The organism is Rhizobium sp. P32RR-XVIII (genome assembly GCF_012641395.1).
GTDB lineage: Bacteria > Pseudomonadota > Alphaproteobacteria > Rhizobiales > Rhizobiaceae > Rhizobium.
Genome location: NZ_JABAIH010000017.1, coordinates 1 through 13,995, shown reverse-complemented (window position 1 = coordinate 13,995; position 13,995 = coordinate 1). Strand labels below are relative to the sequence as shown.

Sequence of the window (13,995 nt, the reverse complement as noted above, 5' to 3'; positions counted from 1 at the left end):
CCTCAGTATCGGCGCCAAGGCGCGGAGGTCGGGAGGTAATGCGCTTGATACCGCATATGTCGCGCGTAGACTTTGCGCATCATGGGGTCCGCCTTCGCCATCATGCGGAGCGCGCCGACGACCACGATCCAGATCGCCACGCCGAACAGCGCCGAGTAGACGGTCAGGACGACGAAGATGAGAATGACCGCGGCGAGCCCGGTCAGCAGCACGAGTTCCCGATCCGCTCCCATCAGAAGGTTGGGTCGCGACAGAGCTCTGTGGATGCGGTTGCGGTGAAGACCCGTGCCGGCGTCAGCCATGACGCCCCTCCCCTCCCCCGACCCGATTTGCATTCGGGATCGCGGTCTGCTCGGCGACGAACGAGCCACCGATCGAAGCGCCCGTCGAGCCAAAGAGGCCGACGATCGTCGTCGCGCCAAGGAGGATCCCCGCGACCAGCACCACATATACCAATCGTCGTGCGAAATCGTTGAGTTCGCCGCCGAAGATCAGCATGCCGCCGGCAATCGCAACCGCGGCCAGTGCGATATAGCCAGCGACCGGTCCGGTGATGGACTGCTGGATCTGCTCCTGGGGGCCTTCCCATGGCAGACCTCCGCCTGAGCCTGCGAGTGCGGGGCCGGCGAGAGAGACGCAAATCAGTGCGCCGATAGTTCCCAAACGGAGAAAGCGATTATGCAGCATGACTGTCCTCATCGATCTGCGGATAGTGTTCTGTCTGGTAGCGCGAGCCGTTGAAGCCCTCGACATGGAGCACCTCCCTCACCCGGCGCCCCCGCCCGGCGCGTTCGATCGAGATGACGAGATCGACCGCTTCGCCGATCACAGCTTGCATTGGCTGCTGGCTGGCTTCCGATGTCAGTTGCTCGAGGCGTCGAAGCCCCGACATGGCGGAGTTGGAATGGATCGTCGTGACGCCTCCGGGGTGCCCCGTGTTCCAGGCTTTCAGCAGGGTCAGTGCGGCGCCGTCGCGAACCTCGCCAACGATGATGCGGTCGGGACGCAGGCGCATCGTGCTTTTGAGAAGCCTGGCCATGTCGACCGCGTCGCTCGTGTGTAGGCAGACGGCATTCTCTGCGGCGCATTGGATTTCGGACGTATCCTCAAGGATCACCATCCTGTCTTCCGGCGCCGCAGAAACGATTTCGGCGATGACCGCGTTCGCAAGCGTCGTCTTGCCTGATCCCGTGCCGCCGGCGATGACGATGTTCAGGCGGTTGGTGATCGCGCTGCGGATAGTCGAAGCCTGCGCTTCGGTCATAATCTTCGCGGTCACATAATCGTCGAGCGGAATGAGCCGCGACGCGCGCCGGCGGATCGTAAAGGTTGGCGAATTGACGACGGGAGGGAGGAGACCTTCGAAGCGGTGGCCGCCAATCGGTAGTTCGCCGGAGATGATTGGTCGCTCTCCATCGGCTTCGGACTGGAGAGCGTGCGCTACCGATCCGATAACGGTCTCGGCTGCAGTCGCCTGCATTTCGCCCGCTGGCGCAACGCCGTGACCCAAGCGCTCCATGAAGAGCTTGCCATCTGGATTGAGCATGATCTCGACGACTGTCGGGTCTTCAAGGGCAATGCAAAGGCGCTCGCCGAGTGCGTCCTGGAGTTTGCGGACAAGGCGGGAGTGCGACTGAAGCATGGGGAAGATCGTCTCCTCGTTTGAGTGCGTGAGGAGACAGACCCCGGAGGCGGCGCGAAGTCTACGTGCAATTTTGCACCTCGCGAGTCGCGGGTGATTCCGTCAGTTTCGCCTCGAACCGATCGCCGGAAAGCGATGCTGTCTGCAATTTAGGCGGTTGAGTCACAGGAAAGATGAAAGGCCGGGTACGATAGAAGTTTGCCTAACATGATGAAATATAACGCGTATTACGCAAACCGACGCAGATGCGAGGGATCGACTTAAGACTTTGTTAACTTTAAATTCCTTGCCGCGCAGGCGGAATCGAATGATAGTTGCGCAAATGATGGCTCTATGGCCATTTTTTCGAAAGTGTGACCACCAAGGAAATAGTTCGCAAAATGAGCCAGCCGCTGCCTAACCGTTTTGATCTTGAGATCGCCGAGCAGGGATCAAAGATCTCTAGCGCGTTGCATATGCTGCGCAGCCAGCAGTATCCGCCTGATGCTCGAAAGGGTTTGCGAAAATTCCAAATTGGTGAAGTCGCGGATTTCGTGGGCGTCACGCAAAGTCATCTGCGGCAGATCCATTCCGAAGGGAAAGGTCCTGAGATCGAATCGGTCGCTGGTCGACGCTATTATACGGCCGATCAAATGCTCGAACTGAGAGAGTATCTGGAGACCAACAAGAAATCGGACAAGCGATATTACCTTCCCAAACGCCGGCAGGGCGAACCTTTGCAGGTCGTGTCCGTTGTCAACTTCAAGGGTGGTAGCGGAAAGACAACGACGGCGGCCCATCTTGCCCAGTATCTCGCGCTAACCGGCCACCGCGTCCTTGCTGTCGACCTTGACCCGCAGGCATCGCTAACATCCTTGTTTGGTATCCAGCCAGAGCTTGACGAAACCTCGTCGCTCTACGAAGCGTTGCGCTTCGATGATGAGCGTAAGCCGATCGCTAATGTCATCCAATCGACCAACATCCCTGGCCTCGATGTCGTGCCCGCCAACCTGATTTTGCAGGAATACGAATACGACGTTCCGCTCGCCATCTCGTCAAAGAAGGGGGATGAGGGGCGTCTCTTTCATATGCGGATCGTCAATGCACTTAAGGAAGTCGATAACCGATATGATGTGGTGGTCATCGATTGCCCACCTCAGCTTGGCTATCTAACGATCACCGCGCTGATGGCCTCAACCGGCATCCTGATCACCATCCATCCCCAGATGCTGGACGTCATGTCTATGAGCCAGTTCCTGATGATGCTCGGCGGTATCATGACGCCGGTTGCCGAGGCAGGCGCCGAGATCCGGGTGGAATGGTTTCGTTATTTGGTAACGCGTTTCGAACCGACAGACATACCGCAGGCACAGATGGTCGGCTTCATGCAGTCGATGTTCGCTCAGCACATGCTTCGAAATCACGTGTTGAAGTCGACAGCAATCTCGGACGCCTCGATCAAGAAGCAGACCCTATACGAGGTCGAGCGCGGCGATTTCGTCCGGTCAACGTATGATCGCGCTATCGAGAGCCTGAATTCCGCAAACGGCGAGATCATGGAATTGATCCACAGTGCATGGGGACGAAAATGACCTTGTCAGCCGTTTTTTTTCCGCGTTTCGCGAAGGGTAACAAGACCTTATCGGCGTTGACGCTGAGTTGGGAGACAAGCCATGTCGCGTGAAAACCCATTTGCAAAGTTGGACATCGCGTCTATCTCCGCAAGCAAAGCGCCGACCAAGCCTGGTTACGCGATGACTGGGGCTGCTAAGACGGTTGTCCGATCCATCGAAGATCTTGCGGAGAACACCAAGAAGTTGATGGAAGGCGAAGTGATTGTGGAATTGGATCCACAGTCGCTCGACGCTTCCTCTATCTCCGATCGCCTCTCAGATGATGGCGAGGAATATCTGGAGCTGAAGCAGGCCATCCAAGAATCCGGGCAGTCGACGCCTATCCTCGTGCGGCCAGGCGCGGATGGTCAGCGCTACACGGTCGTATTCGGCCACCGGCGCCTGAAGGTCGCACGCGAGCTGGGGATCCCAGTCAAGGCGATCGTCAAGAAACTCGATGATATCGCCTCGGCTATTGCTCAAGGCCAGGAAAACTCGGCCCGGTCCAATCTATCGTTTATCGAGCGTGCCTACTTTGCTCAGAACTTACTTGCCACGGGAATGACCAAGGACGTAGTTCGAACATCCCTTGCCATCGATGAAGCGATGTTGTCCAAGATGCTCGGTGTTGTCGAAGTCGTCCCTGCTCCAGTCATCAAGGCGGTTGGCGCCGCGAAAAAGATAGGGCGAGATAAATGGCTTAGCCTTAGGCAACTCGTGCTTACCCCTGCCCTTCTCCGAGCATCGACGGATCGCGTGGCTAACGCTGAGTTCCTTGAACTTTCCGAGGACAAGAGGTTTGACGACCTTCACGATTATCTCAAGCGGTACAAGGCCAAATCGGATGCAAAAAAGCCGAGAGCGGCGGCATCTGCGAAAGAGTGGGTATCGCGCGATAGCTCGTTGAGTTTTTCGATGAACGCCAAATCCAAGAAGGTCGCCATCGAGCTTTCGAACATAGAAGCCAAGCCGTTTAGTGATTGGCTCTCCGGCCGAATGGACCAGCTGTACGACGAATACAGGCAGTCTAAACCTGACGACAACGGAGATTAAACCGCAAAAGAAAAAGGCCCCCGAACGGTACCCCGTGGAAGCCTCTCTCGTTATCCTTAGCAAGATCGAGAATCGCATTTCCCGGAATCACAGTCAAGAGTCTTTGGCACCGATTTGGTGAGCGGATTTCTTTTGCCCGAAGAAAGGGGAAAGAAAAATGCAAACGGGACATGTCTCGACGCCCTTTGGGCGCCGATCGATGACGCTTGCGCTGGTGAAAGGTCAGCTCTCCGTCGCGGAATCGAAAACGGATAAGAGCGTCGATAAGTGGAAGGTGTTTCGCGACATTAGTGAGGCGCGGGAGCGCTTGGCGCTCCAGGACAGAGCGCTTGCAGTTCTCGATGCTCTGTTGAGCTTTTTTCCGAATACCGAACTCGACGTGGAGCAGGGCTTGGTGGTGTTTCCATCGAACGCACAGCTCTCTCTTCGTGCCCATGGTATCGCTGGCACCACCCTTCGCAGGCACCTAGCGTCACTCGTTGATGCGGGCCTGATCCAGAGACGCGATAGCCCTAACGGAAAGCGCTACGCTCATCGAACCCGCGATGGCGAGATCGAGCAGGCGTTTGGTTTTGACTTGGCTCCATTGGTCGTTCGCTCGGCGGAACTGGCTCAGCTCGCGCAGGACGTCGTCGCCGAACGAATTCGTTTCCGTAGGGCCAAGGAAGCTTTGACCATCTGTCGGCGGGATGTGCGCAAACTCGTCACAGCCGCCCTCGAAGAAGGAGCCAGTGGCAATTGGGAAGCCGTTGAAGACGCCTATATCGGCATCTTGAACCGACTTCCGCGGTATCCCTCCCGCCAGCAGGTGGAGACTACCCTCGACGAAATGGAGCTTCTTCGTGAGGAAGTGCTCAACCAACTGGAAATTCAGGTAAAAGCCGAAAAAACGGGTGGGAATGCTATCCAAAATGGATGCCACTTACAGAATTCAAAACCCGAATCCATCAATGAACTTGAACCTAGCTCTAGAAATGAGCAGGGCAAGAAGTTGGAGCCAGAACCTAAGACAAAGGACAGGGAGCGGGCTAGCGGGCAGAACAACATCGAGCCAATCAAGGCATTCCCGCTGGGTATGGTGCTTCGCGCCTGCCCACAGATCAGCGATTACGGGCCCGGCGGCAAAATTGAACACTGGCGCGAGTTGGTGGGAGCCGCAGTGGTTGTCCGTTCAATGTTGGGCGTCAGTCCGTCAGCTTACGAGGAGGCGTGCGGAACGATGGGTCCTGAAAATGCCGCTGTCGCAATGGCATGCATTTTGGAAAGGTCGAATATGATCAATTCGGCCGGTGGATATCTACGTGACCTGACGAAGCGGTCGGCCCGAGGCGAATTTTCGCTTGGTCCGATGCTGATGGCACTTCTCAAGGCCAATGGGGCAGCGGGAAGGCTCGCGGGATGAGAAATCGACGAATGAGCTAAGATCCGTTATCGCTAGGTCGATTGTCAGCCGTTTTTTTTGGCACTTTGCGTCGCTAAATCAATTGTTTATCTCAATTGAACCTCGTGTTTTCGGGCGGTGGGGAGGGACGGCGAAGCTGATATCATCCTTTCTTGCCACCCTTGGGGAGGTGGCCCCGAAAACCGCGCTGCGTTGAGATCTATTCGCGCTACCAAGGTATTGGTATTAGCACCTGCGCGGCCGCTTAGACATTCATAGGCGACTGAAACACCATCGGCCATTCGGAAATCGGAGCAACATCTATGACTCGCCAACTCTCTCTCCCACGTGATCGCATTTCCGTGCTTCTGCTGGAAGGCATCAGTCAGAGCGCCGTGGACTATTTTTCGTCATCCGGCTACACCAACCTAACTCATCTGCCGAAGGCGCTCGATGACAAGGAACTCAAGAGCCAAATCGCGGACGCCCATATCATCGGAATTCGTTCCCGCACGCAGCTGACGGAAGAGATTTTCGAATCCGCCAAGAAGCTGATTGCCGTCGGCTGTTTTTCTGTTGGTACGAACCAGGTCGATCTGGATGCGGCGCGGCGGCGCGGGATTCCGGTGTTCAACGCGCCGTATTCGAACACGCGCTCGGTAGCGGAACTGGTGATCGGCGAAATCATCATGCTGACACGTCAGATCTTTGCCCGTTCGGCATCCGTCCATGCCGGCGGCTGGGAGAAGTCCGCGGTCGGTAGCCGCGAAGTCCGCGGGAAAACGCTCGGTATCGTCGGCTACGGCAATATCGGCTCGCAACTCAGCTCGCTTGCCGAAAGCATGGGCATGGTGGTGCGCTATTTCGATCTTTCCGATCGGCTGCGCCGGGGCAATTCGGAGTCGATGGCTTCGTTCGGCGACCTTCTTGAAATCTCTGACTATGTGACGATGCATGTTCCCGAAACGCCCTCAACGCATAACATGATCACGGAAACCGAACTGCGCCGCATGAAGAAGGGTGCCATTTTCATCAACAATTCCCGCGGCACGGTGGTCGATCTCGATGCGCTCGCGAAAGTCCTGAAAGAAGGACATCTGGCGGGTGCCGCCGTGGACGTGTTCCCCAAGGAGCCTGCATCGAACAAGGAGCGTTTCGAAACGCCGTTGCAGGGCTTGAGCAATGTTATTCTGACGCCGCATATCGGAGGATCGACGGAAGAAGCGCAGGAGCGCATCGGCGGAGAGGTCTCCAGAAAGCTGGTCGAGTATTCCGACATCGGCTCAACGATGGGCGCGGTAAACTTTCCGCAAGTTCAGCTGCCCGAGCGCCCGAACGGTACGCGCTTCATCCATGTGCATGAAAACCGTCCCGGCATGCTCATTCAATTGAATGAGATCTTTTCATCGCGCGGATTGAACATCGTCGCTGAGTTTCTTCAGACCTATGGAGACACAGGCTACGTCGTCGTCGAGGCCGAAGGGATCTCGCAAGCAGCCGACGACATTCTTCAGGCATTGCGCCAGATTCCTGGAACGATACGCACGCGGCTGCTCTACTGACGCTTGAAGCGAGGTTTGGCAACAAGACGGGCGCTGTTCTCGTGGCTTCATTCCTGGTCCCAATTCGGCGTCGTGTGGGGAATTCGAAAGGGTGTCGGGGAGGGGCAGATGCCTCCTGCGGTCTGTTAAAGACGGCTGCCTCAAAGCATTCGCGCTGCGCGGCCACTTCTGCGCGTGGCATCATTGTAATAGCTCGACGCCTGTTGAACCGACCTATGGCGCGACTGGTCCATGGCCTCGGGCAGGGGAATGCCGCGGTTGGCAGCCTCGGTGAGATAGCCGGACCGTAACCCATGGGCGGAAAACGCACCCGGCTCCAGGCCAGCCATTGCGGCTCGCTGCTTGAGGATCGCATTGACCGACTGCGGATCGAGCGCCCGCCGCGACACGGTCCCCCAGCGCCCGATCGCCCGAAACACACTGCCCTTGTCGATTTTCGCGGCCGCCAGCCAGGCGTTCAGCGCGTCCACCGGACGGCCGGTGAGATAGACGGCATCGTCCTGCTCGCCGCTCGTGGTCTTTGTGCGGCCGAGATGGATGGCCAGCGAGGGGAGGGGAGGGCCGTCCGGCATCTCGATCGGCGGCTCGGCACTCAGCTGCTCAAGGCGCAACCCGGCGATCTCGCTGCGCCGGCGGCCGCCGGAGGCAAACGCGACCATCAGGATCGCCCGGTCCCTGACATCGCGCAGGCTGTCGCTGGCGCAGGTCGCCAGCAGCTTTGCCAGCACATCTGATGTGACCGCCTTGGCGCTCTTGCGCCGCCGTGTGCGCGGGACGGCGCGCACGGCGAGGCGAATGGCGGACTTCAGGGCAGGGGAGGCGAAGGCGCCATCGAGGCCGCGCCATCTGGTCAGCGTCGACCAGGTCGCCAGCCGCCGGCGCACGGTCGCCGGCGCGTGTGGTCCGACAGATTTCAGAAAACCCTGACGCCGGAGGTTGTCGTCGACGTCATCAGGCATGCCATGATCCGGATCGGCCGCACGTTTCTCCGGATCCCACAGATGGTGGGCGACGAACTTCAGCAGCAGCGCTTCGGGCGCCGGCCAGGGCAGCGATTGTCCGGTTGCCGCCAGCCCCCAGGCTTCGAGATAGGCGAGATCCGAGGTCAAGGCCCGCAGGGTGTTGTCGCCCATGCCCGCATTGACCAGATGCCGAAGCGTCTCCACGTCCCGATCGCTCAGCAGTTCGGCGAGCTCGTCGCGGCGTTCGAGCGGCAGCACGGACGCGATCGTGTCGAGTTCTTCGGCGCGGCGTTCGACGGCAGACTTTTGGTTGGGTGACGTCAAAACAAGCTCCGAAACGGTGATCAAGACTGCGCTTCGGCCGTCCGCTGACACGGTTTTCGCTGATTTGCGACTCCAGATCAACTACCATCGATAACCGATACTTATCGATGGCTATATGCCCCATTCACTATCGTAATGGCTGACGGAATCAATCACGCATATAACTTCTGATTAAGGGAGTGTTTACCATGATTTCAAGGCGTTACGACCGCCCCAAGTTGCCTGTCTAGAGGTACGTGGGGGTACATGGGGCAGATTTGGTGGCAGTGCCGGTTCATTGGGCAACGGTGATGGCGCAGCCGAGCCGACGCGGCCCCGGGTGTTCAGGCCCGAGCGAGAATGATCGCCGACAGGGGCGGAACCGGTTGGCCGACGTTGCCGATACCAAGCCGGTCACCGAGATAAAGGTAAAAGGACAGCCCAAGCTTCTGGCAGGTCTTCATCAGACCAAGCATGACGTCGCGGGCAACACGGCCATCGCGACTCATCGTGCCGCCGGAGATCTTTCGCTTCGTGACAAAACTCCGCAGATCATTTTCGGAGGCATTGGTGTGCAGCGGAATCTCGGGATGCTCGAGCACCTTCAGCAGCTCGGTCTTCCTTCGATGCAGCCGCTCAAGCAGCTTGTCGAGCGCCCCATAGCCAGTGCGTAGGCTGAAGATTCGGTCGAACCGTCGTCGGAAGGCCGGAGCGGCCCGCGGGGAAGGGTTCTGCTTGTAGGCTTTCAGCGCTTTGTAGAAACGCCAGACGAGATCGCGAACCATCGTGACCAGGCGCTCCTCTTTGGCCGTCGCCGGCATCAGCTTTTGCAGAAGGCGCTCGGCATGAACCCAGCACAGCGCGTGATTGCCGACACGGAACTGGCCGGCGTCTTCGGAGACGATCACCGTGTTGCCCATCAGGCCGTGGTGACGGATAGACCCCCACAGGCCGGCCTCGGCATGCGTGCCGATCTCCTGCCGGTCAAAGATGTCGATACCCTCGGCCAGATGCGCCATGAATGGCACCTGGTTGCAGAAGCGCTGCGGCTCCGGCGTCTGCAGCCTGGATAAGAGGACCGGATCGCCGCGGCGCTTTTCCAGATAGTCGAAGGCGGCATCATTAAGGACAAAATCCTGGTAGTTGCCGCGCAGCAGCGACAGGAAATTCAGACGTGACTTCGATTTTGCCGTTCGGAAGACGGTAAAATTCGGGCCGCCGATGTGTGTGGCGTAATACGGATTATGGGAATGTCGGGCGCCGGTGTCGTCGACGGTGACATAAGACGACGACACCAGACCGGCATGCAACACCGCCGCGTCCTCGGCAACAAAGCCATCCAGCTGCCGGGTCAAAAGCCGTACGATCTGGCGTTTTGAGATGTCGAGACCAATGTCATTGAGCAATGTCGTCAGACGCGCGGTCGTTACCTGTCCTTGTGCATGCAACATCAGGCACAGCCGCCTGAGGTTGGTGCCGTAGCCGCCGATGATCCCGGCCGGCAAGGGTGCCAGCACCGTCTTTCCCTGCGACGTTACCCAGCATTCGCGACGGTAATGCACGACCTCGGCCTTGAGCACCAGGTCGCGAACATAGACGCTTTTGTAGCCCTTGAATCGCGATCCGTCGGGCACCTTGACGCGCAGGATCTCCTGCCGGCTTGTCCGCTCCACGTCCAGCTTCGGGCCGCGCGGCTTCTTCTTTGAGCCCGAGTTGCTGCCGGTTCCGGCGTCGGTTGCCTTGTCCATGCCGGAAGGGCGAAACGGCGGACGCGGCGGCAGGTTTTTCAGCCGGGCGATCTCGTCGCGCAGCAATTGGTTCTCGACCTTCAGCCGGGTGTTCTCCAATCGAAGGGCGGCGTTTTCCTCGCCAAGCCGGACGGCCTCTCCCTCAAGAGTCGCAAGCCGCGCTTCCGCCTGCTGCGACCTCTCGACCAGTCCCGTCACCAGACTGCGCAACGCATTCAGCGAAAGCGTATCGGCATGCTCGGGAGAGGGGGGCCGCTTCTTCATGATGGAATCGAATCATGATTTGCCCCTCTGCGGGAATCCCCGCGCCGACGAACAGCGTGCAAGGCCTCCGGTTATGCACATTTTCCATGCGCTGACGCTGAAAAGCTGCCACCAAATCTGCCCCGCGTACTGCTGCGGGGTAAGTGGAGATCTGGTGGCGCTGCTGGTTTGCCAGGCAAACTTGCCTCTCTGCTTGCCTGATTTGAAGAAGATCGCCGCCTGCGACCCAGATCGACAGGGATCGAGGCCGCGCTGAGTGCCAAACACGACAAGGCGACATCGGGAAGGTTCACTCTCAGGCGCGGGCGAGGATGGTGGCCGACCACGGCGACATGGGATAACCACCGTCGCCAAGGCCGAGCCGGTCACCGGGGAAGTGGTAGAAGGAAAGCCCCAACTTCTGGCACGTCTTCATCAAACCGAGCATGACATCGCGCGCAACACGGCCATCCTGGCTCATCGTACCGCCGGAGATCTTCCGCTTCGTGACAAACGTTCGTAGGTCATTCTCCGATGCGTTGGTGTGCAACGGAATATCGGGATGTTCGAGCACCTTCAGCAGCTCATTCTTTCGTCGATGCAGCCGTTCGAGCAACTTGTCGAGCGCCTCATAACCGGTGTGTAGGGTAAAGATCCTGTCGAACCGTCGTCGGAACGCGGGAGCGGAGTGAGGGGAAGGATTCTGCTGTAGGCTTTCGGCGCCTTGTAGAAGCGCCAGACGAGATCGCGGACCATCGTGAGCGGCCGCTCCTCCTTCGCGGTCGCCGCCATCAGCTTCTGCAGAAGGCGCTCGGCATGCACCCAGCACAGGCGTGATTGCCGCCACGGGACGAGCTTTGCTGCCGGATAAAAATACCGGAAGCGCGCAAATCGATCTGATTCAGGAGGATCCGCAGGTTGATGCAACGCATCAGGGTCGGGTGCGCCATGCTCATCGACAATCACGGCAGATGGTGTTCGATACCGTGCACGCCTTGCACAAGGAGGGTCTGTCCTGTTCGGAGATCGCACGTCGCACCGGCTACGGCCGGCGCAGCATTGCGAAATGGCTGACTTTCGAGACGCCACCCGACCGGCGAAGGTCGGCGCTGAAGCCGACATCACCCTTATATTTCGAGGCGTTCCTCACCGAGTGCTGGAAAGATGGCAATCGCTGCGGACGGCATCTGTTCCACGATGTCAAACAGCGTGGCTACGCGGGCAGTTTCTCGAATCTCGAGCGGCTTCTCGCAAGCTGGCGCCGCGCCGAGAGGTTAGTCAAGGACGGTGCGTCGCCGGCTCCGATCATACCGCATCAATTGGGCCGCGATGCTGTCATCCCGATAAGGGATCCGGAGACCGGCCATGTGATCTCGCCGGTGGTCGCGGCTGCCCTTTGCATGAAGCCACGAAGTATGCTGACGATCAATCAGGCGAGCAAGGTGAGCGTCCTCAAGCAGGGATCACATGAGTTTAGTCTAATGCGCAGCCTTGCCATGCGATTTCGTGGCGTTCTCCGGAGCGGTGAATCGAGCAAGCTTGACATTTGGATCGACGATGCCGTCAGCTCCGGGCTCGCTCCGATGGTGCGGTTCGCGCGGGTCTTGCACCGTGACATCGGCGCCGTCCGCAACGCCGTTGAACTCCCCTGGAGCAACGGCCAGGCGGAAGGCCAGATCAACCGCCTGAAGACGATCAAACGTGCGATGTATGGCAGAGCGGGCGCGGCGCTCCTCAGAGCGCGCATGCTACCGCTCATCAATAATCATCACCACACAAAGTGAGGAAGACCCCCACTGCGGCACATCTCACCGCCGTCAGTCTCGATCTGAGAACCATCCCGCTTGATAGCCGCAGGCATCGTTACCGCGATACGCGATTGCTGGCTATCAGGCGGGATACCGGCACGCTTCAAAGTGGCAGAAGAATTCGGCAATCTCTCCCGAACAATAGAACGGGCCGCCGACAGGAATGTGAGGTTCCCTATCTCTTCGATCACGGGACAACATACCGCCCGTTTACCTATGCTCAAGCTCTTTCTCGCCATTGCGAGCCAAGGCTTGCTCGAGGAAAATTTTCAAGATCATAGCTGCTGTAGTTGCTGTATACAAGAACAACGGGCGTTGTGCCGCCCGGATCACAATAGGAGGTGAAACTCGTGATACACCATGATCGCGTTTCGGTGGTGCGAGCCCTCTTGAGCGAATACGTGAAGAGCCCATCTCTGCGGCATCTCCGCGATCCGCACTCGTTGACGCGGGTGGCAACAGACATCGTAAAGCGATTAGATCCTCAGAGCAGGACGTGGCAGAAATGGGAAGGTGAGCGGGAAGCGCTTCTCAAATCGGCAGTGGGATGCTGGATTCCGATCCAAGATTTGCGAGAGTACCTCAACCACTTGCCTGGCCCGATCCTCACCATGACCGATGTCGCACAGAGAATGAGGGCATTCCAGGAGGAGCCCTTTGCCTCCTACCCAAACGATGATCTCAAAGATGGCTGCCTTGCATTGCTCGCTAAGGAGAAAGCTGAAGGCACCGAGCTGCCCGCGATAATCGGGCTTTTGTCCGAATATGTGGAGCGCGAGGAGGAGCGTTTTCGTCTCGAACGGGCGGAGCGACATAAGCGTATTCGGGAGCAGGAGCGCTCGGCGGCCGAGCAACGACTTCTATCAGGTGCAGATTGCAAATGGACGCAGCTCGGCAAGGCACCGCAATGGTATTGTCGCGCCAATGGGCGCACGTACCGCCTGACACCAACCTCGGACAAACGATGGGACCTTCACCGAGTGAATGCACCCTCGGCAGGAGAGAAAGGGCAACATGTCGGAAGGTACCGCGGGCGTGGCGACGCGACTAAGATCGTCGCGCAAATTGCCTACGAGGTAGAGCCGCGATTTTAAGCAGCGCCGCCAGTCGTGAGACGCCTGCCTGGCAAAATCACGCTGCCGCTCCCATCCAGGTGCTGAGAAGCCAAGCGTGATCGGCCGTCGGGTACCGTTCGGGTGATGATCGCCACCAAACCGGTCGACTTCCGCAAGGGGTGGACGTGCTGTGCTGGTGACCGCGGAGATGGGACGCGATCCATTCTCCGGCACGGTTTATGTGTTCCCGGCGAAACGAACCGGCCCAAGCTGATCTTCTGGGATGGCACCGGCATGTGTCTGGTCGCCAAGCGGCTCCAGGAGGGCGATTTCCGCTGGCCGAAGATGCAGGCTGGCCTCATGCATCTGACCGCGGCGCAGTTCTCGGCCCTGTTTGAGGGCCCTGATTGGAAACGTGTCCATGTCAGGGCGCCGGCGCGTGTTCCGGTGACACCGGCTAAGGACCGCGATCAATCAGGGGCGCTCGCCCACTGCACTCATGCCCCCGAATATGCTCTTTAGCATTACAGTTGCATATTTATCTATGATCTGAATCTATGGGTCTCCATGATTCGGAGGTCATGGATGGCAGGTGCATCAATCGAGACGACGCTTGAGCTATGGGCATCATCGTTGCGCGACGTGA

12 protein-coding genes and 1 pseudogene are annotated in these 13,995 nt (G+C 58.6%); 7 read left to right on the top strand and 6 right to left on the bottom strand.

The window, feature by feature from the left end:
• Window positions 1-2 precede the first annotated feature (2 nt).
• From HGP14_RS28875 to trbB, 3 genes are read right to left on the bottom strand one after another with little or no spacing between them, the layout of a single operon-like run.
• On the bottom strand, window positions 3-302 hold the full coding sequence (locus HGP14_RS28875; RefSeq protein ID WP_168833296.1) for a conjugal transfer protein TrbD: 300 nt from the start codon (window positions 300-302) through the stop codon (window positions 3-5).
• Window positions 295-687 carry a TrbC/VirB2 family protein gene (locus HGP14_RS28870; protein WP_168833295.1) on the bottom strand — a complete coding sequence of 131 codons (393 nt, stop codon included), beginning with the start codon at window positions 685-687 and terminating at the stop codon, window positions 295-297. The genes HGP14_RS28875 and HGP14_RS28870 overlap by 8 nt, the downstream gene beginning before the upstream one ends.
• Window positions 677-1,642 carry a P-type conjugative transfer ATPase TrbB gene (trbB, locus tag HGP14_RS28865; RefSeq protein WP_168833294.1) on the bottom strand — a complete coding sequence of 322 codons (966 nt, stop codon included), beginning with the start codon at window positions 1,640-1,642 and terminating at the stop codon, window positions 677-679. The genes HGP14_RS28870 and trbB overlap by 11 nt, the downstream gene beginning before the upstream one ends.
• Window positions 1,643-2,022: 380 nt before the next feature.
• Between trbB and repA the strand changes: the two genes are divergently transcribed.
• The 4 genes from repA to serA all read left to right on the top strand — a co-directional run bounded on the left by repA (window position 2,023) and on the right by serA (window position 7,230).
• A complete protein-coding gene (repA, locus tag HGP14_RS28860) occupies window positions 2,023-3,213 on the top strand; it encodes a plasmid partitioning protein RepA (protein WP_168833293.1) in 1,191 nt (396 codons plus the stop codon).
• A gap of 81 nt (window positions 3,214-3,294) precedes the next feature.
• On the top strand, window positions 3,295-4,287 hold the full coding sequence (repB, locus tag HGP14_RS28855; RefSeq protein ID WP_168833292.1) for a plasmid partitioning protein RepB: 993 nt from the start codon (window positions 3,295-3,297) through the stop codon (window positions 4,285-4,287).
• A 157-nt stretch (window positions 4,288-4,444) separates the two neighbouring features.
• On the top strand, window positions 4,445-5,689 hold the full coding sequence (gene repC, locus HGP14_RS28850) for a plasmid replication protein RepC (protein ID WP_168833291.1): 1,245 nt from the start codon (window positions 4,445-4,447) through the stop codon (window positions 5,687-5,689).
• 302 nt (window positions 5,690-5,991) lie between these two features.
• On the top strand, window positions 5,992-7,230 hold the full coding sequence (serA, locus tag HGP14_RS28845; RefSeq protein WP_168833290.1) for a phosphoglycerate dehydrogenase: 1,239 nt from the start codon (window positions 5,992-5,994) through the stop codon (window positions 7,228-7,230).
• Between the two features lie 140 nt (window positions 7,231-7,370).
• Here serA and HGP14_RS28840 read toward each other — a convergent pair whose 3' ends face one another.
• The 3 genes from HGP14_RS28840 to HGP14_RS28830 form a co-directional block, all read right to left on the bottom strand.
• A complete protein-coding gene (locus tag HGP14_RS28840; protein WP_246704645.1) occupies window positions 7,371-8,516 on the bottom strand; it encodes a site-specific integrase in 1,146 nt (381 codons plus the stop codon).
• 323 nt (window positions 8,517-8,839) lie between these two features.
• Window positions 8,840-10,507, bottom strand: a complete 1,668-nt coding sequence (locus HGP14_RS28835; RefSeq protein ID WP_168833288.1) for a transposase — start codon at window positions 10,505-10,507, stop codon at window positions 8,840-8,842.
• Window positions 10,508-10,802: 295 nt separating this feature from the next.
• Window positions 10,803-11,333: a transposase gene (locus tag HGP14_RS28830; protein WP_312862212.1), complete on the bottom strand. Its 531-nt coding sequence runs from the start codon at window positions 11,331-11,333 to the stop codon at window positions 10,803-10,805.
• 13 nt (window positions 11,334-11,346) lie between these two features.
• Here HGP14_RS28830 and HGP14_RS28825 point away from each other — a divergent pair.
• The 3 genes and pseudogenes from HGP14_RS28825 to tnpB form a co-directional block, all read left to right on the top strand.
• Window positions 11,347-12,270: pseudogene (locus HGP14_RS28825) on the top strand (transposase); the annotation flags it as partial.
• Between the two features lie 413 nt (window positions 12,271-12,683).
• Entirely contained in the window at window positions 12,684-13,388 is a 705-nt protein-coding gene (locus HGP14_RS28820) for a hypothetical protein (protein WP_205927393.1), read from the top strand.
• Window positions 13,389-13,493: 105 nt separating this feature from the next.
• The gene (tnpB, locus tag HGP14_RS28815) at window positions 13,494-13,871 is read left to right on the top strand and encodes an IS66 family insertion sequence element accessory protein TnpB (protein WP_168833286.1); all 378 of its coding nucleotides are present in this window, start codon (window positions 13,494-13,496) and stop codon (window positions 13,869-13,871) included.
• The last annotated feature ends 124 nt before the right edge of the window (window positions 13,872-13,995 follow it).